Genomic DNA, 20109 nt, shown 5'->3' with positions numbered 1-20109 from the left:
GGTGCGAACTCCCAGAGCAGTACTGGTCTCGGCGGTGGTCGCGGCCGCCACCGCGGCCTTGGTCCCGGCGACGGCGAGCGCGGCCGAAGACCCTTACACGAGCCAGAAAATCACGTGGGGCGACTGCGCGTTCAAACCGGCCACCGGGGCGAAACCAGCACAATGCGCCGAAATCACCGTGCCGCGCGACTGGGCGAACCCGGCCGCCGGCGTCGACCTCAAGGTGTCGATCAGCCGCGTCGCCGCGACCGGCGACCGCGCCGGCGCGATCCTCGTGAACCCCGGCGGCCCGGGCGGGCAGGGCACCTCGCTGGCCGGCTCGCTCGCGGGACTGGAGCCGTCCGTGAGCGCGAGCTACGACTTCATCGGCATGGACCCGCGCGGCACCGGCCAGGAAGGCAGCAGCGACAAGGGTTTGCAGTGCGAGGTGCCCACCGGCCGGCTGCCCACCACGGCCCTCGACGCCCGGGACCGCTCCGCTGCCAGCATCGCGGCGCACCAGGCGACGCCGCGGGCCATCGCCGAGGCCTGCCAGAGCGACGCGCTCACGCCGTACATCACGACGTGGCAGACCACGCACGACATGGACCTGATCCGCACGCTGCTGGGCGACCAGCAGCTCAACTACCTCGGGTATTCCTACGGCACCTGGCTCGGCGCGAAGTACGCGTCGATGTTCCCCGGCCACGCGGGCAAGATCGTGCTCGACTCCAGTGTGAACTTCGAGGGCCGGCTGCAGGCCGACTTCGAGGCGTTCCCCGAGGTCGACCAGCGGCAGTTCGACGACGTGTACGTGCCGTGGCTTTCGCGCCAGTTCCCTGACCAGCTGGGGAAAACGCCCGAGGCCGTGAAGCAGGAGTACGAGCAAGTGCGCGCGTACTACGCGTCTAAGGGCATGTCGCCCGACAACTTCGACCACCTCTCCGTCGGCAACGGCAGCAAACTGCAGTGGCTGCTGGGCGCGCTGGTCTTCACCCAGGGTGCGGCCGCGCTGGACGGCACCGCACCGGCGCCGCCGAAGAACCTCGCGGCCGACCTCGACGCCGAGTCGCGCAGCGCGTTCGGCGTGCCGGCCGCGAACCTCACCGTGGCGAAGGTCGTCGCCGCGACGCCCGACTACACACCGGTGGCCGGCACCCGCTACGCCGTGGCCTGCGGTGACCAGCCGACGCGGTCGGCGGCCTGGTACAAGAACCTCAGCGACCGGCAGGGTCCCGTCGACCCGCTCTACGGCTGGTCCTACGGGCTCAGCGAGCCGTGCGGCTACTGGTCGGAAGCGCCGCAGCACGAGCTGCCGAACCTGCCGGCGTCCGTGAAGAGCCACGTTCTCGTGGTGCAGGGCGAGTTCGACCCGCAGACCGGCTACGAACAGGGCCGCGCCGGTGCTCGCGCGGCCGGCGTGCCGCTGATCTCGGTGGACGACGCGCCCTTCCACGGCGAGTACGCGATCAACGGCAACCCGTGCGTCGACGGGCTCGTGAACACCTTCCTCACCAAGAACTCGCGGCCCGCCTCGACCACGTGCCCCGGGGTGCCGCTGCCCGGCGAGGACGAGGTGCACCCGGTGACCGGGCCGGTCGACCACCACGCCGGCGGCGTCGCGACCGAGGTGCGCGACACGCTGTCACACCTGCGCCAGACCGTGCAGGACCTGATCCGCAACCTCAACTCCGGGAGGTAGACATGGGACTTCGGTGGCTGCCCCGCACACGGGCCACGGCTTGGGCGTACCTCGTGATCGGTTTGCTGATGCTGGGGCTGCTGATCGCGGAGCTGTCCACGGGATTCGCCGGGGATTCCCTGGTGCAGTACGGAATCCTGGCGTTCATCTTCCTCGGGTTCACCTCGACCGGCGTCGCCAAGCTCATCGTGACGCGGGACTAGCAGTCTTGACGATCAGCCCCACTGGATGGGCAGGCTCTTGAGGCCGTTCTGGAAGTTCGAGCGCAGCCGCCGCGGTTCGCCCGCGAGGCGGACTTCGCCGAGCTGGTCCAGGACGGCCTCGAAGAGCGCCCGCATCTGCACGCGCGCCAGGTGCGAGCCGAGGCAGAAGTGCGGGCCGTGGCCGAAGGTCAAGTGCTCGCTGGGCGCGCGCGTGACGTCGAACGCGTCGGGGTCGGCGAACACGGTCTCGTCGCGGTTGGCCGAGGAGAACCAGACCACGACCTTGTCGCCGGCCTTGATGTCCACATCGGACAGCCGGGTGTCCTCGGTGGCCGTGCGGCGGAAGTGCATGACCGGCGTCCACCAGCGCAGCATCTCCTCGACGGCACCGGGCAGCAGCGACCGGTCGTCGAGGAGCTTGCGGTACTGCTCCGGGTGCTGCAACAGCGCGGCGAGCCCGCCGGGCAGGCCGTTGCGCAGGGTTTCGTTGCCCGCCACGGAAAACAGCCAGAACAGGTTCTCGAACTCCGCGATCGAGACGCGCCCGCCCTCGTCGTCGACGTGCTGCATGAGGTTGCTCATCACGTCGTCGCCCGGGTGGCTGCGCTTGTATTCGCCCAGCGCGTCGGCGTACGCGTAGAGGTCCGGCATCCCGGCGCGTGTGCGCGGGTCGGGCATCGAGCCGTCCGGCCCTGGCTCGGGCCGCACGGCGAGCGCGGCGCGGGCGAGGTCCGTGACGTCGTCCGGCCGGACGGTGGCGCTCACCGCGTACTCGGCGTCCTGGAAGCCGATCACGCGGTTGCTCCAGTCGAACATCAGCCGCCGGTCCTGCTCCGGCACGCCGAACACCTCGGCGAGCGTGAGCAGCGGCAGGTCCGCGGCGACGTCCTTGGCGAAATCGCACTCGCCCCGGTCCGCGTCGGCCGCGACCAGGTCGTGGGCCCAGCCCTCGATGCGCTCGGTGAGCCGGCCGATCGCCCGCGGCGTGAACGCCTTGGTCAGCAGCCCGCGCAGCCGGCCGTGCTCGGGCGGATCCATGTTCAGCATCATGCGCCGGACGTAGCCGAGGTCCTCGGGCGTCGCGGGGTCGCGGATCTGCGTGCCGCCGAGCTGAGACGAGAACGTGGCGGGGTTGCGCAGCACGTCGCGTACGTCGGAGTGGCGCAGCACGGCCCAGAAGTCGCCGACGCGCGTCACCGGCGTTTCGCGGCGCAGCTTCGCGAGGACGTCGTAGGGCACGCCTTCGACGTAGGTGTCCGGGTCGGCGATCAGGGCACTCGACACGGTCCCGACCCTAGCCCCGGAACCCCGGCCTGGGGAAAGATCCGAGTGGTGGAAACGCTGAAGCTGCGCACCGACGGGTCCGGCGAGCCGGCCGTGCTGCTGCTCCACGGACTGGGCGCGACCGGCGCGGTGTGGGACGGGCTGACCGAGCTGCTGGACCGGCGGGTGCTCGTGCCCGACCTGCCCGGGCACGGTGGTTCGGCGCCGTTGCCGGCCTACTCGTTCCCCGCGCTGGCGGCTGAGGTGGCCGCGGGCCTCGACGAGGCCGGGCCGGTGGTCGTCGTGGGCCATTCCCTGGGTGGGGTGGTGGCGCTGGAGCTGGCTTCCGGGCGGCACGGCCTGGAGGTCGCCGGGGTGCTGGCGCTGGGCGTCAAAGTGGAGTGGAGCGCCGAGGACCTGGAGCGCGCCGCCGCGATGGCCGCGCGTCCACCGCGGTTGTTCGCCTCGCGGGAAGACGCCGCGGTCGCGTACCTGAAGGTCGCCGGGCTCACCGGCTTGGCGCCCGCGGATCCCGGTGGTGTGGTGGCGACCGCCGACGGCTGGCGCCTGGCTCTGGACTCCGCCGCGTTCGGCGTGGGTGCGCCGGACATGCCGCGGCTGCTGGCCGAAGCGACGTGCCCCGTCGTGCTCGCGGCCGGCGCCGACGACCCGATGTCGCGGCCCGAGCAGCTGCGGGCGCTGGCGGCCGGCTCCGTCACGCTGGCGGGCCTCGGGCACAACGCCCACGTGGAGGACCCGGCCGCGCTGCTGCCGTTGTTGACGCAGCTCACCCCGCGTGAGGAGTGAGCGGTCCTTAGGATGACGGGGTGATCACCGACCCCGTGCACCCCGGCATCGACCAGCTCCTCAAGCTGGAACCGCTCGAGCGCAACCTCTTCCGCGGCACCAGCCACGAGGGTTCACCGCAACGGGCGTTCGGCGGCCAGGTGGCGGCACAGGCGCTCACGGCGGCGGGCGCGACCGTGCCCGAGGACCGGCACGTGCACTCGCTGCACGGCTACTTCATCCGCGGCGGGCGCACGGACCTGCCGATCGTCTACGAGGTGGAGCGCACGCGCGACGGCGGCTCGTTCACCACCCGGCGCGTGGCGGCGATCCAGAACGGCGAGACGATCTTCAGCCTCTCGGCGTCGTTCCAGAAACCCGCCACCAGCAGCGAACACCAGGCGCGCATGCCCGAGGTGCCGGCGCCGGACGACGTCGAGGTCCGCGACGAGGACGAGCTGCCGATCATGCTTTCGGTGATCGAAGCGCGGTTCATCAGCGACCCGGCGGCGGGACTGCCGGACGTCGGCAGCGGGCCGCGCCAGCGCATCTGGGTGCGCGCGAAGGGCCGCCTGCCGGACAACCCGCTGGCGCACGTGTGCGCGCTCACCTACATCTCCGACATCCGCCTGGCCGGGACGGCCGCGCTGCCCCACCGCGACGAGCCGGGCCGCGCGCAGCTGACCTCACTCGACCACGCCGTGTGGTTCCACCGCCCGTTCCGCGCCGACGAGTGGCTGCTGTTCGACATGGAGAGCCGCAGCTTCACCAACGAGCGCGGCCTCACCCACGGCGAGTTCTACACCACCGACGGCCGGCTGGTGGCCTCCGTCACGCAGGAAGTCCTGCTGCGGCGGCGGTGAGCTCACCGTCCTTGGTGGACACTCCATTGAGGACCTTGGTCAGGCTTCGCGCTTCGAGCCCCGCGAGCACCGTGTTGGCCACGGCCAGCACGAGGTACACGCCCGCCTGCATCGAGAGCGTGAACGGGTGCAGCCCCGACGCGCCCGCCAGCAGCACGAAGTGACACACCGCGACCACGACCAGCGACGCGGCGGAGAGCACACCCAGCGCGAACAGCAGGCCGCGCAGCACGCGCGTACGGCGCCAGCGCAGCCGGCCGGTCTTCACGAGGTCGGGCGTGCTCACCATCACGAGGCCGCAGCCGTAGCCGCAGAAGCCCCCGAGCACGCCGCCGCCGGCGACCAGGGCCGTGGTGGTGTGGTACGACACAGGCACGCGATACGCGGCCAGGATCGCGGCAACGCAGACCAGCAGGCCGAGCGGCAGGTGCGGCCACCCGAACCAGGGCAGCCTCCGCTCCATGCGGACGATCGTCGGCAGGTCGACATCACGGTACGACCCGGAGTCAAGCAGGGGCATCTCGCCAGTCCTGTTCTTCCGGTGATCGGCGCAGCCTAGGCCAGCGCGCGCCCGGCCGCAAAAACGCGGGTCAGGCGCTCGTCCACGGTGGACGGTTTTTTGTCGGTGGTCGTCGCTAGGGTTCCCCTATGAGTTCAGAGGAAAACTCCGCTCTGGAAACCGCCACTTGGGGGAACGCCGTGGACGAGGTCGCCGCCGAAGATCTGACGCAGGGCCAGTGGTTCTGGCACGTCCCCGTCCCGGGCCTGACGGGCTGGCCCCTGCAGGTCGCCACTGCCGAACTCCTGGACGACGCCGTGCGCATCATCACGACCGACGAGGTGCGCGAACTGGTCTCCTACGCCCGCGACCGCCGCGTCCGCCTGGCCACCGCTTCCTGACGCTCGCGGATCGAACGGGTTCGAACCGGCTCGAAAGCCTTTCCTGCCAGCCGGTTCGATCAAGCCCAGCCCGCTCCGGCCCACCGCGATGCGGCACACCGTCACCCGGGCAAGTACGAGCCCGACGCCGGCCGCACCAGCTCAGGGCGGCAGTGCCCGTCGCGCCGTCGCACCATCGGCGCGACGCGGGTGCTTCACCGCGTGCGGGACTGATGTGCGGGTGCTCGCCGATCTCATGACGGCTCCCGCCCGGCCTCTCCCGGGCACGATCTCCCGGCCACTGAACGCAGGCGGCCCAACGTGAGCCACGCGCCCGGCCTTGCGGCAGCTCACTCGCGATCCGAGGTTCGCACCAGCTGCCGGTCGCGGGCGCTCTCACGCAGAATGCCGGGCACGCGCCCGGCTGGTGTCTTGTTCGTCGGGCAACCGCCGCGATGGCCTTCGTGAACAGCATCGCGTTCGCGAAGGCCGATCGAGGATGGCGACGGCCCGACCGCACTTGCTCGCCGCCGGTGGTCGCGGTGGTCAGGGGCCACACCGAACCGCACCACCACTTCATCGCGGCGACCGCAGCCGTTCCCCGCTGGGACCCGGACCGTTCCTCGCGGGGACACCCGCCGTCAGTCCACTGAGGACGGGGGCGGGCCCGGAGACGAGAGGATCGGAGCCGGCAAGGGGGCTCGAACCCCTGACCTTCTGTTTACAAGACAGATGCTCTACCAGCTGAGCTATACCGGCCGACGCCCCGCGCAGCAGGCCAGGGCGAGAGAAGTATATCGGCCTGCCGCCGCTCGGCGGCACCCGGAAGGTGGCTGCGGGGGAACAGCCGCGCGACCGGGTGCCGACGCCGGGGGACGCGTCAGATGCGGCGCGCGTTGTGGAACGGCATCGAGGACAGCGGCGACAGCTTCACCGGGACTCCGGGTCGGCTGGCGTGCAGGACCATGCCGCCGCCGGCGTAGATGCCGACGTGGCTCACGGGCGTGTAGAAGAACACCAGGTCACCGGGCTGAAGCGCGGCCTTGGAGACGGCCACGCCCGCCGTGGACTGCAGGCGCGAGCTGTGCGGCAGGGCCACGCCGACCTGCTTGAACGCCCACACGACGAGGCCGGAGCAGTCGTAGGCGTTCGGGCCGGCCGCGCCCCAGACGTAGGGCTTGCCCTGCTGGGTCAGGGCGCGGCTGAGCGCCGAGGCGCCAACGCGAGCGGTGGCCGACGCGGAGGCGGCGGGGGCCGCGGTCGTGGCGGACGCGGTGCTCGCGAGGACCGGGCCGGCCGTGGCCGACATCGCGGCGGCCAGGGCGGTCGCCGTCAGGGCGGCGCGAACGAAGCGCCGCTTGCGTGACGGCGCAGCATCGGATCGGGGTTCGAATCGGTGGAGTGCCATTTCGGGGTAGAGCTCCTTCGGGGGGAGGAGAGCGAATCGCGGGTAACCGCGAGAACACGGGCACATTACGAAACGAAATACGAGAACGCACTAAAGAGTGATAAGCGGCACAGATCAACAATTCCAAGCCCCCTGGTCAGCGCAAATACCAAGTGGTACCAACCACAATTTACCGACGGTCAAAACTGTCCTCACCTGCACTGATGTCTCCGGAAACCACCTCAGAACATTCACTCAGCGGAATTCCGGAAAACAGTTTTCGAAACCGGTTTCACCAGGGAATTCCGTACCCGGGAACGCACCGACCCGATACCGCCGGACCCACCCGGCCCACCCTGCCCAGACCACTTCGAACCCCCGGTTCAACCCTCGAACCGAGCGCCCCGCACGACCCTGCGAGACGATCTACCGCGGACGTGGTGCACACCACTTCCGGATCAGTGCAACGGTCGGGACGCGTCGGCCGATGGTCCCCGGGAACGTCGAGGAGAACGACGCCGGATGGACGAGGAGGTGGGATCGATCATGAAGATCAACGAACGCGCCGACCAGGGGATTCACCGCAGACGGTGGCCGATCCTGGAGCCTCCCCGGCCGCGTTCGAACCAGCGGCACCGGCCGAACCTCCTGCGGCGCCGCGCGTGGCACATCCTCGAGGCGCCGACGGCGGAACAGCCGGCCGTCGAAAGCGAAGAGGTGCTGGGCCCGCAGCCGCCCGACGACGCGACCGTCAACTTCGTCCTCGACCTGACGCTGCGCATCGGCGAGGTGCAGATGGCCAGCGGCGCCGGCGCGTCCGACGTCACCGCCACGATCCTCGCGCTCACCGCCGCGCTCGGGCTGCCCCACTGCGAGGTCGACGTGATCTTCACGTCGATCACCGTCACCTGCCACCGCGGCACGGACCTCGCGCCGGTCACCGCGTTGCGAGTGGTCCGGTCGCGCAGCCTCGACTACACGCGGCTCACGCAGGCCGAGATCCTCGTGCGCAAGATCGTCCGCGGCAACATGGGGGCCGAGGAGGCGCACACCGAGCTGGAGCGCATCACGGCGGCACCGCACCCCTACCCGCGCTGGGTCGCCACCATCGCGTGGGGCGGGCTGGCCGCGTTCATCACCCTGCTGCTCAACGGCGGTCCCGACGTGGCCGTGGTGGCGTTCGTGATCTCCTCGGTGGTCGACCGGCTCGGCCGGCTGCTCAACCGCTACCACCTGCCGTTCTTCTTCCAGCAGGTCGTCGGCGGGCTCGTCGCGACGCTGTCGGCGATCGTGATCGTGAACAGCAACATCCTCACCACCGACCAGCCGACGCTCGTGGTCGCCGCGGCCGTCACGGTGCTGCTGTCCGGGCTGTCCACCGTCTCGGCGGTGCAGGACGCGATCACCGGCTACAACGTCACCGCGGCCGGCCGGACGATGGAGACGGCGCTCATGTCGGCCGGCCTGATCACCGGTGTGGTGCTGGCGCTGAAGGTCGCCCTGATGCTCCGCCTGCCGAGCCGGCCGTTGCCGGACGTCATCAACTCCACCCCGCAGCAGCTGCCCATCGTGGTCATCACGGGCGCCGGCGCGGCCGCGTGCTTCGCTCTGGCCTCCTACTCGACGCTGCGCGCGCTGCTCGTCGCCGCGGCGGCGGGGGCCATCGGCGCGCTCGTGTACGGCTCGCTGATGCTCACGCAGTTCGACGCGGTGAGCTCGTCGGCCATCGCGGCCACGCTCGTCGGCTTCTGCGGCGGCCTGCTGGCCCGCCGGCTGCGCGTCACGCCGCTCGTGGTGGCCGTGTCCGGGATCACTCCCCTGCTTCCCGGTCTCTCCACGTATCGTGGTCTATACCAATTAGCGGTGGAGCCCGGCGGCGACATCCGGACGCTGATGACCGCCGTCGCCATCGGGCTCGCGCTCGCGGCGGGCGTTGTCCTGGGTGAATACCTCGCGCAACCCGTCCGGATGCGGCTCGGGCGGCTCGAACGCAAGCTCGCCGGACCGCGCATGGCGGGACCGCTGGAGCCGCCGGAGCGCCGGCTGGAGTAAGCGGTTGATCACCGGCTGGCCACCTGGCGCGCGCTAGGGTTTCACTGGGGCCGCGACCCGCGGATGACGAGGGAGCAGCTGTAGTGACTGACGAGCACAAGACCGCACCGTCCGCCGATTTCGTCGTGGTGGCCAACCGGCTGCCCGTCGACCTGGAGCGCACTTCGGACGGCGGCCAGCGCTGGACGGCGAGCCCCGGCGGGCTCGTCTCGGCGCTCGAACCGTTCCTGCGCTCGCGCAAGGGGGCCTGGGTCGGCTGGCCCGGCGTCCCCGACGTCGACGTCGAGGAGTTCGACGACGACGGCCTGGTCCTGCACCCCGTCACCCTCACCTCCGCCGAGGTCCGCGACTACTACGAGGGCTTCTCCAACGCCACGCTGTGGCCGCTCTACCACGACGTCGTCGCGCCGCCGGTGTTCGACCGCGCGTGGTGGGACAGCTACGTGAAGGTCAACCGCCGCTTCGCCGAGGCCAGTGCCCAGGTCGCGGCCCACGGCGCCACGGTGTGGATCCAGGACTACCAGCTGCAGCTCGTGCCCACGATGCTGCGCGAGCTGCGCCCCGACCTGCGCATCGGCTTCTTCCTGCACATCCCGTTCCCGCCGGTCGAGCTGTTCATGCAGCTGCCGTGGCGGGCCGAGATCGTGCGCGGCCTCATCGGCGCCGACCTCATCGGCTTCCACCGCCCCGGCGGAGCGCAGAACTTCCTGTGGCTGGCCCGCCAGCTCGTCGGCCTCGAGCCGACACGCGGCGCCGTCGGCGTGCGGTCGCGGCCCGGCATGGTGCAGGTCGGCGACCGCACCGTGCGCGTCGGCGCGTTCCCGATCTCGATCGACGCCGCCGGCCTCGACACCCTCGCGCGCAGCAAGGGCGTGATCGAGCGCGCCAAGCAGATCCGCCGTGACCTCGGCAACCCGAAGGCGGTGATGCTCGGCGTCGACCGCCTCGACTACACCAAGGGCATCGACCTGCGGCTGCAGGCGCTGCACGAGCTGCTGCACGAGGAGCGCATGCAGCCCGAGGACGTCGCCTTCGTGCAGCTCGCCACGCCGAGCCGCGAACGCGTGGAGCACTACCAGCGCATGCGCGGCGAGATCGAGCAGATGGTCGGGCGCATCAACGGCGAGTTCGCGCGAGTCGGTCACCCGGTCGTGCACTACCTGCACCAGTCCGTGAACCGCACCGAGCTGGCCGCTTTCTTCTCCGCCGCCGACGTGATGGTGGTGACACCGCTGCGCGACGGGATGAACCTCGTGTGCAAGGAGTACGTCGCTTGCCGCCACGATCTCGGTGGCGCGCTCGTGCTCAGCGAGTTCGCCGGCGCGGCCTCCGAACTGACCAGCGCATTCCTGGTCAACCCGCATGATCTGGACGGGGTGAAGAACGCGTTGGTGGCTGCTATTACGCTCGACCCCGCCGAGGGCCGACGCAGGATGCGCGCCATGCGTCGACAGGTCCTCACCCACGACGTCGACCGGTGGGCGCGCTCGTTCCTGCAGGCGCTGGGTGCGGAGCCGGTCGACTGACCTCCCCCCGTACCGCGCTGGACCTCCTGAGGAGGAGTGTTGACCGCCGAGGCGTTGCCTGCGGAGCTACGGCGCGCGATCGTGCAGATCGCCCGTACCCCGCGCCTGCTGGTCGCCTGCGACTACGACGGCACGTTGGCCCCCATCACCGCCAACCCCGACGAGGCCCGGCCGCTGCCGGAGTCCGTCGGCGCACTCAGATCTCTGGCCGGCCTGCACGAGACCACCACAGCCGTCATCTCGGGCCGCGCGCTGCGTGACCTGGCGACGCTGTCGCGCCTGCCCGCCGAGGTGAACCTGGTGGGCAGCCATGGCTCCGAGTTCGACATCGGGTTCATCCACGCCCTCGACGACAAGGCGCGTGCGCTGCACCGCCGGCTCGAGGCGGAGCTGGAGAACCTGGTGCTCGACGTGCCGGGCGTGTCGCTCGAGGTCAAGCCCGCGAGCATCGCGGTGCACGTGCGCCGGGCCGAGCACGAGGCCGGTCGCCGCGTGCTCGCCGACGTGCACGAAGGCCCGTCGACCTGGGAAGGCGTGTCGACCACCGACGGCAAGGAGGTGGTGGAGCTCGCGGTCGTCCAGACGGACAAGGGCCGCGCGCTCGACACCCTGCGCCACCAGGTGGGCGCCACCGCCGCCATCTTCCTGGGCGACGACGTGACCGACGAGAAGGCGTTCGCCCGCCTGTCGGGCCCGGACCTGGGCATCAAGGTCGGCGAGGGCGAGACGCTCGCGACCTTCCGCGTGCCGGACACCGTCGACGTCGCGCTGGTTCTCGGGTTCCTCCTCGAGGAACGGCGGAACTGGCTCTACGGCGAGTCGGCCCCGCCCATCGAGCGGCTGTCGATGCTGGCCAACGAGCGCTCCGTCGCGCTCGTGACGCCGGACGCGAAGCTCACGTGGCTGTGCCACCCGGGCCCCGACGCGCCGGCCGTGTTCGCCGACCTGCTCGGCGGGCCGGGCGCGGGCGCCTTCTCGATCAAGCCGCACCGCAACGGCCTGCCGCTGGGCCAGCGGTACCTGCCGAACACGATGACGGTCGAGACGCGCTGGTCGCGACTGCTCGTGACCGACTACCTCGAGCCGGAAAGCCCTTCGCACCGCACGGACATCGTGCGCGTGATCTCGGGCGAGGCGGCGGCGGACGTGCTGTTCGCGCCGCGGCCGGAGTTCGGCGGCGTGCCCGTGAAGCTGGTCGCCGAGGGCGACGGGCTGCGGGTGCTGGGCACGTCGGAGCCGTTCGTGCTCCGCTCGCCGGGCGTGGAGTGGACCATCACGTCCGACGGCCTGCACGACACCGCCACCGCACTCGTGCAGCCGACGCCGGAGAACCCGGTGGTGCTCGAACTCCGTTGCGGCACCACGGATCTCGGCGCCCACGAACTGTCCGAAATAGACCGTCGCGACCGCGCGGGCCGCTACTGGAGCGACTGGGCGGCCAAGCTCAAGCTGCCGACGGTGCAGGCCGAGCTGGTGCGCCGCTCCGCGCTCACGCTGCGCGGGCTGGTCAACACCGACACCGGCGGCGTGCTGGCGGCGGCGACGTCGTCGCTGCCCGAGGAGATCGGCGGCGTCCGCAACTGGGACTACCGCTACTGCTGGATCCGCGACGCTTCCATGACCGTGCGCGAGCTGGTGCACCTCGGGTCCAACGAGGAGGCCGAGGGCTACCTGCAGTGGCTCCACGGCGTGCTGTCCACTTTGGCCGGTCCGGAGCGGCTGCACCCGCTGTACACGCTGGCCGGCAGCGTGATCGGCGCCGAGGCCGTGATCGAGTCGCTGCCCGGGTACGCCGGTTCGCGGCCCGTGCGCGTCGGCAACCTGGCCAACCACCAGGTGCAGCTCGACGTGTTCGGCCCGGTCGTGGAGCTCGTGGTCACCCTGGCCGAGGCGCGCGGCGAGCTGCGCGACGAGGACTGGCAGATGGTGCGCGCGATGGCCGAGGCCGTCACGAGGCGCTGGAACGAGCCGGACCACGGCATCTGGGAAGAGCGGCACGTGCCGCGCCACCGGGTGTACTCACGGGTGATGTGCTGGGTCACGATCGACCGCGCGGTGAAGCTCGGCCACGAGTACGGCCGCGACGTGCCGGGGGCCTGGCCGGAGCTGCGCGAGCGCATCAAGGCCGACGTGCTGGAGCACGGCTGGAACGACGAGGTCCAGGCGTTCACCACGGCCTACGACGGCACCGACCTCGACGCCGCGTCGCTGTTCGTGGGCCTCACCGGCCTCATCGACCCGGCCGACGAGCGCTTCCAGCGCACGGTGACCGCGATCGAGGCCGAGCTGCGCAGCGGTTCCACGGTGTACCGCTACCGCCGCGACGACGGCCTGCCCGGCGGCGAAGGCGGGTTCCACATCTGCGCCGCGTGGCTGATCGAGGCGTACCTCATCACCGGCCGCCGCAACGAGGCCGAGGAGCTGTTCACGCAGATCGTCGCCTCGGCGGGCCCCACGGGCCTGCTGCCGGAGCAGTACGACCCGATCGCCGAGCGTTCGCTGGGCAACCACCCGCAGGCGTACTCGCACATCGGCCTCATCCGGTGCGCGAACCTGCTCGCCGAGAAGCTGTGAACACCTGTCACCGGCCTAACCGCGTTAGCACAGGTCGGTGACAAGTGCCGTGAAGGTCACCTTGAGAGACCTACCGTCCCTTAAGGTGACCTTCACGAGCATTTGCACGTTCATTCGGCGCTCGGACGCAGGTCGGTGCAGGAGGTGACGGGATGAAGCAGTACTACGGCGAAGCCACGGACTACGCCCCGCTGCCCCCGCTCTTCGCCCGCCGCGTGCGCAGCGGCTCCGTGGTCACCGGCACCGCCCTGCTGGTCGGCACGGCATTCGTGTTCGGCCTCACCGCGTTCGTGAACCGCCCGCTGCACGGGCACAGCCTCCCCGACGCGCCCGTCGGCGTCATCGGCCTGCTGCTGCCGACGCTCGCGGTGGTGATGACGGCCCTCGTCGTCTTCGCCTGCCGCAGCTGCCTGCAGGGCGATTACCTCGTGGTCGCCCGCGCCCGAGCGGCGCGCACAGCGCTGGTCGCCTGTTTCACCGCCACGGTCGTCACCTGCCTGCTGGCCCTCACCGCGTCGGCGCTGGTCGACCTGTGGAGCGACCACGACCGCTTCGGCGCGACGGACCTGCTGGCCACGTTCGCCAACTTCGCCCTCGGTGTGCTCGGCTACGCGGCCGGCCTGTTCTACGTCCGCCCGTCCGTCACGACGCTGGAGAAGTTCAGCGACCACCCGATCTGGTGAGTCCGGTCACTCCGTGAGCGCTGCCGTGAACGCTGCGGAGAGCTGCGGGCAACACGGGGCATGCAGGTGATCCACGACGGTCCGGAGGCGGCGTTGCCGGACTCGTTCGACCGTCCCGACCTGGGCGTTCCCGATCCGGCGCCCGTGTTCGGGCGGCTCTTCGACGCACACTCGCGCCAGTTGCACCGCTACCTCGCGCGCCGCGTCGGCGACGACGCCGCCCACGACCTCGTGGCCGAGACGTTCCTTGTCGCGCTGCGGCGGCGCGAGTCGTACCGGCCGGACCTGGGCACGGCGCGCTCGTGGCTGTACGGGATCGCGACCAACCTGCTGCGCCACCACATCCGCAGCGAGACGCGGGCCCTGCGGGCCACCGCGCGGCTCGCGGCGGCCGGCGAGCACACCACGGCGGGACACGACGGCCGCGTCGCCGAGCAGGTGGACGCGCAGACCCGCGCGGCCCAGCTCGCCGGCGCGCTGGCGAAGCTCAACGCCGCCGACCGCGACACGCTGCTGCTGGTGTCGTGGGCCGGGCTCGAGCCGACCGAGGTCGCCGAAGCGCTGGGCGTGCCGCCTGGCACGATCCGCTCGCGGCTGCACCGCATCCGGCGCTGGCTCCGGGCCAACGCGGCGACCGTCGGGAGCACCATCGAGACCGCCGAGGAGGCGAAGGAACTGTGAACGACGACAACGTGCGCCACCTGTGGTCCGACGCCGAGCTCGACGAAGCCCTCGACGCCCTCCACCCCCACGTCCGCACCGACCCCGCCGAGCTGGACCGCGCCCGCGCGACGCTGCTGCGGGCCGCGGCCGCCGAAACCGGCCACGCCCCGACGGCGCCGCCACGGAAAAGGCGGCCGGGGGCCTGGCGCTGGATCGCCGTGGCCGCCGCGGTGGCCGTGGTGACGGGCGGGGTGGTCGTGGCCCGCGAGATCGTCGAGCGGCCCGCCACGGTGGCGCCGGCGGCCACGGCGACCGCCGACGTGCAGCCCGGTCCCGGTCAGTACACCCACGTGACCAACGCCTACACGGACATCGAGTGGGTGGCCGACCGCAGTGCGTTCGCCGTGCAGCAGAAGGTCGAGTTCTGGATCCCGGCGGACCGGTCGGACCTGTGGATGCGCAGGTGGACCCGCGAGGGCGACCCGGTGGTCATCACGGGCCACAAGTACGACCAGTCGAGCCTGCCCGGCCCGGACTCCGTCACGCAGATCGCCACGGGCGGCGACTTCAAAGAGCAGTTCCCCCACCCCGGTGGCTGGAACGCGGACGTGGCCCCCGGCTGGTACCGGCCGACTCCCGAGTTCGTCGCGAACCTGCCGACGGACCGCTCGGCGCTGCTGACCCAGGCCGGGTCCGCGGCCTCGCCCACGCTGCCCCGGAGGGCCTCGGACGAGTACACGGAGATCCTCCCGGGGATGCAGTCCTTCCCCGGCCTCTTCCAGGCGCCGACCGGCGAGACGACCACGGAGAAGGTGCCACTGCCGCCCACCGCCGGGTCCGCGGCCGCGGCCTACGCGGGACCCGGCGAAGTGCAGATGCGCCTGCTGACCGTGCTCGCGTCCGGGCTCGCGCCGCGCCCGGTACGCGCGGCGATCATCGACGTGCTGCGCGACCAGGCCACCACGTGGAAAGAGGACGGCGAGACCGAGACCTACGCGGTCAGCTACGGCAACCACCAGCTGGTGGTCCACGTCAACACCGCGACTTCCGAGCTGCTCAGCGCGAAGAACGTCACGAACCAGAACTTCTACGGGATCCAACCGGGCGAGACGCTCAGCGCCGCGAGCTTCAGCTACGAGGTCACCAGCCAGTTCGGGTCGTGATCACTTCGCGTGGTTGGCGGCGTTGAGCGCACTGGCGACGTCGCCGACCTCGAGGGCGCGGATGCCGTCGGGCAGCTTGCCGGAGTCGGGTGGCACGAGGGCGTGGGTGTAGCCGAGGCGCGCGGCCTCGGCGAGGCGGCGTGCGACGTTGGGCACCCGGCGCACCTCGCCGGCCAGCCCGACCTCGCCGACGGCGACCAGGCGCTGGGACAACGCCACGTCGTGCATCGACGACGTCAGTGCCAGGACCAGTGCCAGGTCGATCGAAGGTTCGGTGATCTTCATCCCACCGACCGTGGCGACGTAGACGTCCTTGTCGCCCAGCTTCAGCCGGCCGCGTTTCTCCAGCACCGCGAGGACCATCGCCACGCGCGAGGAGTCGAGGCCGCTCACCGCCCGCCTGGGCTGCGGCATGCTCGTGCTCGACACCAGCGCCTGCACCTCGCCCAGCAGCGGCCGTTTGCCCTCCATGGCGACCGTGATGGCCGTGCCCGGCACCGGTTCGGCGGTGCGGCTCATGAACAGCCCGGACGGGTCCGGCACGCCGACGATGCCGCCCTCGGTGAGCTCGAAGCAGCCGATCTCGTCGGCCGCGCCGAAGCGGTTCTTGATGCCCCGTACCATGCGCAGCGTCGAGTGTTTGTCGCCCTCGAACTGCAGCACGACGTCGACGAGGTGCTCCAGCACGCGCGGGCCGGCGACCGAGCCGTCCTTCGTCACGTGGCCCACCAGCACCACGGGCAACCCGCGCTCCTTGGCGAGCGCCACGAGCCCCGCCGCGACGGCGCGCACCTGGGTGACCCCGCCCGGCGAGCCTTCCACCAGCGGTGATGCCATCGTCTGCACCGAGTCGACGATCAGCACACCCGGCTTCACGGCGTCGACGTGACCCAGGACCGCCGACAGGTCGCTCTCGGCCGCGAGGAACATCTCGCCGTGGACGTTGCCGGTGCGCTCGGCGCGCAGCCGGACCTGCCCGGCCGACTCCTCACCCGTGACGTACAGGGAGCGCCCGGCCGTCTTGGCCCACTGGAACGCGACTTCGAGCAGCAGGGTCGACTTGCCGACACCGGGTTCGCCGGCCAGCAGCACCACGGCGCCGGGCACGAGCCCGCCGCCGAGCACGCGGTCGAGTTCGGAGACGCCGGTCGCCTTGGCTCGGGCCGTCTCGACGTCGACCTCGCCGATGGGCCGCGCGGGCGCACTCGGCGCACCCGCGGCCACCCGCGTGATCGCCGGATTGGCCCCGCCCCGCTCTTCGAGGGAGCCCCAGGCCTGGCATTCCGGGCAGCGGCCGACCCACTTCGCGGCTTCGTACCCGCACTCCGCGCACCGGTAAACGGTGCTGGTTTTCTTCACCACGCGCCGAGGTTATCGGCGCGCACCGACAAAAACCGTCAGGGCTCGACGTGTGCCGGCGCGGCGACCGGCATCGCGACGGTGATCGGGCCCGCGTTGCGGAAGGTGAACGTGACGTTGATCGTCATGCCCGGCCACAGCGGCTGCGTGAGGTCCTGCAGCACGACCGTGCCCTGGCCCAGCTTCGTGGCCGCGCCGCCGTCGCCCGGGGACGCGCTGCTCGTGGCGGTCGGAGCGCCCGAGGAGGTGCTGCTGGGCGGCGTGGAAGCCGAGCTCGACGTGGTGGGCGCGGCCTGCTCGTTGGTCGACTCGACGGCGTCGTCCGGGCCGATGACCAGCGTGTGCCCGGCGACGATGTCGGTGGCGCCGCTGATCTGCGCCGGCGACTTCGTGCCCTCCGAGCTGACCGAGACGAGCTGGTCGTCCTGGGGGCCCTGGTTGACGATCGTGAGCGTGAGCGGCGCGGGCTGGCCGGCCGAGTAGGCGGCGCCCTGCGCGGGGTACTGGACGGCGGCGTCGCGCAGCACCAGCGTCTTCACCTGCGCGTACGTACCGTTGACCGCCGGCTGCTGAGTGTCGGTCTGGGTGATCTGACCGGCCCCGCACCCGGCGAGCACCAGCGCGGCACCGAGCGCCGACACACCTGCGCCGAGCACACGACGTTTCTGCAGCCTCACGTCGGAGTCCTTCCATCTCACGGCCTCGTCACGACGAAGACTAGCCGGGCGCCGTCGCGCGCGCGGAACCGGTGGGCCCCAACGGGTGTACCGGGACCCAAGATCAACCGTCCAATTAGGATTTCGGACCTGCTGATCAACGCCTTCCCCATCACCTGCATGAGCACGGGCGATTCAGGTTTGTCAACCCCCGCCAAGCCGCTGACCTGCGACGACGATCCCGGGCCGCTAGGTGGCCATCTGAAGACCGTGCTAAGATGGAATCAGCGAAAGGGGCAGAGGACACATGGTTTTCAAGGTCGGAGAGACCGTCGTCTACCCGCACCACGGTGCCGCACTCATCGAAGCCATCGAGACCCGCGTGATCAAGGGCGAGGAGAAGAAGTACCTCGTCCTCAAAGTCGCGCAAGGGGATCTTACGGTTCGCGTGCCTGCTGACAACGCCGAGATCGTCGGTGTGCGTGATGTCGTCGGGCAAGAAGGACTGGACAAGGTTTTCGACGTACTGCGTGCTCCCCACACCGAAGAGCCCACGAACTGGTCTCGTCGGTACAAGGCCAACCTGGAGAAGCTCGCCTCCGGCGATGTGAACAAGGTGGCCGAAGTGGTGCGCGACCTCTGGCGGCGAGAGAAGGACCGCGGACTTTCAGCCGGCGAGAAGCGCATGCTGGCGAAGGCGCGGCAAATTCTGGTCAGCGAGCTCGCGCTCGCGGAAGGCACCGACGAGGACAAGGCGGAAACACTCCTCGACGAAGTTCTGGAAACCGCGACGGTCTGACCCCCGGGTCATCCGGCTCCCGGCGGAGGCACCGGGCAGCCACTTCTCTACGATCACGACCCGATGAACCAGCAGGTGCAGAGCGTCGCGTTCGTGACTGTCGCACACCACACCGCCGATGAAGAGCGTGCTCTCACGGCGGTGAACGGTGAAGTTCTTCTCAAGCACACCGTGCGGGGGCTGCTCGGCACACCGGAGCTCGATCTGGTGGTCGTGTCAGCCCCTTCTCGGTGTGCTGAGTCGTTTTCGGACGCTCTCGCGGACCTCGTTTCCGAGCTGTCCGATCGCTGCCGGTTCGTCCCCGGCGCGTCGCTCCGGCAGGTTTTCCCCGCCGTCGAGCCTTCGCTTTCGCCTGATGCAGTGGTTCTCGTCCACGACGCGCTGCGCGCCTTCACTCCACAACGGACTGTCCGTGATGTACTGAACACGGTCCGTGCAGGTGCGTCCGTCGTAGTCCCGGTGCTCCCGATGGCGGACACCGTGAAGGCGACCGACGCCGGCCTCATCACCGCCACCGTCGACCGCGACGGCCTGCGCACCGCCCAGACCCCCGTCGGCTTCTCGCTCGACGCGTTCCGCGCGGCGCTGGCTTTGAGCCCCGACCCCGGCCTCGACTCCGTGGCCGGCGCCACCACCGTCCCCGGCGATCCCGACGCCATGCGCGTCGCGAGCGCCTTCGAACTCAGCCTCGCCGAAGCCCTCGTGGCCGGCGGCGACCAGGAGGCCCCACTGTGACCGACCTGCGCGTGGGCAACGGCGTCGACGTCCACCCCATCGAACCCGGCCGCGACTGCTGGATGGCCGGCCTGCTCTGGCCCGGCGTCGACGGCTGCGCCGGCCACTCCGACGGCGACGTCGCCTCCCACGCCCTCTGCGACGCCCTGCTGTCCGCCGCCGGCCTCGGCGACCTCGGCGCCGTCTTCGGCACGGGCGACCCCCGCATGGACGGCGCGCACGGCACCCACATGCTCGCCGAAGTCCGCACCCTGCTCGAAGCCGAAGGCTGGCGCGTCGCCAACGCCACCGTCCAGGTCATCGGCAACCACCCCCGCATCGGCAAACGCCGCACCGAAGCCCAAGCCGCCCTCGGCTCGGCCCTCGGCGCCCCCGTCAGCGTCGCCGGCACCACCACCGACGGCCTGGGCCTCACTGGCCGCGGCGAAGGCATCGCCGCCATCGCCACCGCCCTGCTGACCCGCAACTGACCTCGCCCCTTCGCCCCCCGCCCCCAACGCGGCATCGGGCGCACCCACCGCACCCACCGCCACATTCGCCCCACCCGGCGCCCCAATGCGTCATTCGCTCCACCCAACGCACCCAACGCGGCATTGGTTGCGCTCAACGCACCGAACGCCACATTGGGGCGCTCCGGCCACCACCCAACCGCCACCCGCCCACCCAACCCACGCCCCACCCAGGCCGCGCAAACCCCACCAACCGCCGCCCACCCACGCGACGAAACCTGCACCCAGCCCCGCCCCGGCACCCCGATCCGAAGCCTCCTTGCGGCCGGCGAGCCGTTGTCAAGGCACGCTTTCCCGCCTTGACAACGGCTCACCGGCCGTCAACACA

At 71.1% G+C, this 20109-nt stretch carries 19 protein-coding genes and 1 tRNA gene; 14 read left to right on the top strand and 6 right to left on the bottom strand.

All coding sequences use genetic code 11. The features are described 5' to 3' along the window. Position 1: 1 nt before the first annotated feature. Positions 2–1681, top strand: a complete 1680-nt coding sequence (locus ACFY1H_RS26425) for an alpha/beta fold hydrolase (protein WP_386950581.1) — start codon at positions 2–4, stop codon at positions 1679–1681. A gap of 2 nt (positions 1682–1683) precedes the next feature. Further along, positions 1684–1884: a hypothetical protein gene (locus ACFY1H_RS26420; protein WP_366582382.1), complete on the top strand. Its 201-nt coding sequence runs from the start codon at positions 1684–1686 to the stop codon at positions 1882–1884. A gap of 12 nt (positions 1885–1896) precedes the next feature. Here ACFY1H_RS26420 and ACFY1H_RS26415 read toward each other — a convergent pair whose 3' ends face one another. Continuing rightward, positions 1897–3168 (bottom strand): cytochrome P450, encoded by a 1272-nt coding sequence (locus tag ACFY1H_RS26415; protein WP_386950578.1) that lies wholly within the window; start codon positions 3166–3168, stop codon positions 1897–1899. Between the two features lie 48 nt (positions 3169–3216). Here ACFY1H_RS26415 and ACFY1H_RS26410 point away from each other — a divergent pair, with 48 nt between their 5' ends. Together ACFY1H_RS26410 and ACFY1H_RS26405 are read left to right on the top strand one after the other, a co-directional pair. Continuing rightward, positions 3217–3954 (top strand): alpha/beta fold hydrolase, encoded by a 738-nt coding sequence (locus ACFY1H_RS26410; protein WP_386950575.1) that lies wholly within the window; start codon positions 3217–3219, stop codon positions 3952–3954. A 20-nt stretch (positions 3955–3974) separates the two neighbouring features. Next, positions 3975–4796 (top strand): acyl-CoA thioesterase II, encoded by an 822-nt coding sequence (locus ACFY1H_RS26405; protein ID WP_366582379.1) that lies wholly within the window; start codon positions 3975–3977, stop codon positions 4794–4796. On the opposite strand, the gene ACFY1H_RS26400 is transcribed toward ACFY1H_RS26405, so the two are convergent. Continuing rightward, complete coding sequence (locus tag ACFY1H_RS26400; protein ID WP_386950572.1) at positions 4765–5316, bottom strand: hypothetical protein; 552 nt, start codon at positions 5314–5316, stop codon at positions 4765–4767. The genes ACFY1H_RS26405 and ACFY1H_RS26400 overlap by 32 nt on opposite strands. 128 nt (positions 5317–5444) lie before the next feature. Between ACFY1H_RS26400 and ACFY1H_RS26395 the strand changes: the two genes are divergently transcribed. Next, positions 5445–5696: a hypothetical protein gene (locus ACFY1H_RS26395; protein ID WP_366582377.1), complete on the top strand. Its 252-nt coding sequence runs from the start codon at positions 5445–5447 to the stop codon at positions 5694–5696. Positions 5697–6361: 665 nt separating this feature from the next. Here the strand turns inward: ACFY1H_RS26395 and ACFY1H_RS26390 are convergent. Beyond that, positions 6362–6434 (bottom strand) — tRNA-Thr (locus ACFY1H_RS26390). A 121-nt stretch (positions 6435–6555) separates the two neighbouring features. Then, positions 6556–7083: an NlpC/P60 family protein gene (locus ACFY1H_RS26385; protein ID WP_386950569.1), complete on the bottom strand. Its 528-nt coding sequence runs from the start codon at positions 7081–7083 to the stop codon at positions 6556–6558. Positions 7084–7608: 525 nt separating this feature from the next. Between ACFY1H_RS26385 and ACFY1H_RS26380 the strand changes: the two genes are divergently transcribed. From ACFY1H_RS26380 to ACFY1H_RS26355, 6 genes are all read left to right on the top strand, one after another. Next, positions 7609–9114 (top strand): threonine/serine exporter family protein, encoded by a 1506-nt coding sequence (locus ACFY1H_RS26380; RefSeq protein ID WP_366582541.1) that lies wholly within the window; start codon positions 7609–7611, stop codon positions 9112–9114. Between the two features lie 83 nt (positions 9115–9197). Continuing rightward, positions 9198–10640: a trehalose-6-phosphate synthase gene (locus ACFY1H_RS26375; protein WP_366582375.1), complete on the top strand. Its 1443-nt coding sequence runs from the start codon at positions 9198–9200 to the stop codon at positions 10638–10640. A 39-nt stretch (positions 10641–10679) separates the two neighbouring features. Continuing rightward, a complete protein-coding gene (otsB, locus tag ACFY1H_RS26370; protein ID WP_366582374.1) occupies positions 10680–13214 on the top strand; it encodes a trehalose-phosphatase in 2535 nt (844 codons plus the stop codon). 152 nt (positions 13215–13366) lie between these two features. Then, entirely contained in the window at positions 13367–13897 is a 531-nt protein-coding gene (locus ACFY1H_RS26365; protein ID WP_386950565.1) for a hypothetical protein, read from the top strand. A gap of 60 nt (positions 13898–13957) precedes the next feature. Then, on the top strand, positions 13958–14578 hold the full coding sequence (locus tag ACFY1H_RS26360) for an RNA polymerase sigma factor (protein ID WP_386950562.1): 621 nt from the start codon (positions 13958–13960) through the stop codon (positions 14576–14578). Further along, positions 14575–15723 carry a hypothetical protein gene (locus tag ACFY1H_RS26355; protein ID WP_386950559.1) on the top strand — a complete coding sequence of 383 codons (1149 nt, stop codon included), beginning with the start codon at positions 14575–14577 and terminating at the stop codon, positions 15721–15723. The genes ACFY1H_RS26360 and ACFY1H_RS26355 overlap by 4 nt, the downstream gene beginning before the upstream one ends. On the opposite strand, the gene radA is transcribed toward ACFY1H_RS26355, so the two are convergent. Together radA and ACFY1H_RS26345 are read right to left on the bottom strand one after the other, a co-directional pair. Beyond that, positions 15724–17085, bottom strand: coding sequence for a DNA repair protein RadA (radA, locus tag ACFY1H_RS26350; RefSeq protein ID WP_366582370.1), 1362 nt, complete (start codon positions 17083–17085; stop codon positions 15724–15726). Between the two features lie 35 nt (positions 17086–17120). Continuing rightward, the gene (locus ACFY1H_RS26345; protein WP_366582369.1) at positions 17121–17759 is read right to left on the bottom strand and encodes a hypothetical protein; all 639 of its coding nucleotides are present in this window, start codon (positions 17757–17759) and stop codon (positions 17121–17123) included. A 286-nt stretch (positions 17760–18045) separates the two neighbouring features. Between ACFY1H_RS26345 and ACFY1H_RS26340 the strand changes: the two genes are divergently transcribed. The 3 genes from ACFY1H_RS26340 to ispF all read left to right on the top strand — a co-directional run bounded on the left by ACFY1H_RS26340 (position 18046) and on the right by ispF (position 19742). Continuing rightward, positions 18046–18537: a CarD family transcriptional regulator gene (locus tag ACFY1H_RS26340; protein WP_033294400.1), complete on the top strand. Its 492-nt coding sequence runs from the start codon at positions 18046–18048 to the stop codon at positions 18535–18537. 63 nt (positions 18538–18600) lie between these two features. Further along, positions 18601–19272 (top strand): 2-C-methyl-D-erythritol 4-phosphate cytidylyltransferase, encoded by a 672-nt coding sequence (locus tag ACFY1H_RS26335; RefSeq protein WP_386950554.1) that lies wholly within the window; start codon positions 18601–18603, stop codon positions 19270–19272. Positions 19273–19277: 5 nt separating this feature from the next. Next, positions 19278–19742, top strand: a complete 465-nt coding sequence (gene ispF, locus ACFY1H_RS26330; RefSeq protein WP_386951372.1) for a 2-C-methyl-D-erythritol 2,4-cyclodiphosphate synthase — start codon at positions 19278–19280, stop codon at positions 19740–19742. Positions 19743–20109: the final 367 nt, after the last annotated feature.

This window comes from Amycolatopsis sp. NPDC001319 (genome assembly GCF_042896185.1).
Lineage (GTDB): Bacteria > Actinomycetota > Actinomycetes > Mycobacteriales > Pseudonocardiaceae > Amycolatopsis.
This window is presented reverse-complemented; position numbering and strand designations above follow the sequence as displayed.

Bases quoted from the DNA above. Each gene is read 5' to 3' on its own strand.
- ACFY1H_RS26420 (WP_366582382.1), top strand. From the start codon at position 1,684: ATGGGACTTCGGTGGCTGCCCCGCACACGGGCCACGGCTTGGGCGTAC.
- ACFY1H_RS26360 (WP_386950562.1), top strand. From the start codon at position 13,958: ATGCAGGTGATCCACGACGGTCCGGAGGCGGCGTTGCCGGACTCGTTC.
- ACFY1H_RS26365 (WP_386950565.1), top strand. From the start codon at position 13,367: ATGAAGCAGTACTACGGCGAAGCCACGGACTACGCCCCGCTGCCCCCG.
- ACFY1H_RS26380 (WP_366582541.1), top strand. From the start codon at position 7,609: ATGAAGATCAACGAACGCGCCGACCAGGGGATTCACCGCAGACGGTGG.
- ACFY1H_RS26335 (WP_386950554.1), top strand. From the start codon at position 18,601: ATGAACCAGCAGGTGCAGAGCGTCGCGTTCGTGACTGTCGCACACCAC.
- ACFY1H_RS26400 (WP_386950572.1), bottom strand. From the start codon at position 5,316: ATGCCCCTGCTTGACTCCGGGTCGTACCGTGATGTCGACCTGCCGACG.
- ACFY1H_RS26395 (WP_366582377.1), top strand. From the start codon at position 5,445: ATGAGTTCAGAGGAAAACTCCGCTCTGGAAACCGCCACTTGGGGGAAC.
- ACFY1H_RS26385 (WP_386950569.1), bottom strand. From the start codon at position 7,083: ATGGCACTCCACCGATTCGAACCCCGATCCGATGCTGCGCCGTCACGC.
- ACFY1H_RS26340 (WP_033294400.1), top strand. From the start codon at position 18,046: ATGGTTTTCAAGGTCGGAGAGACCGTCGTCTACCCGCACCACGGTGCC.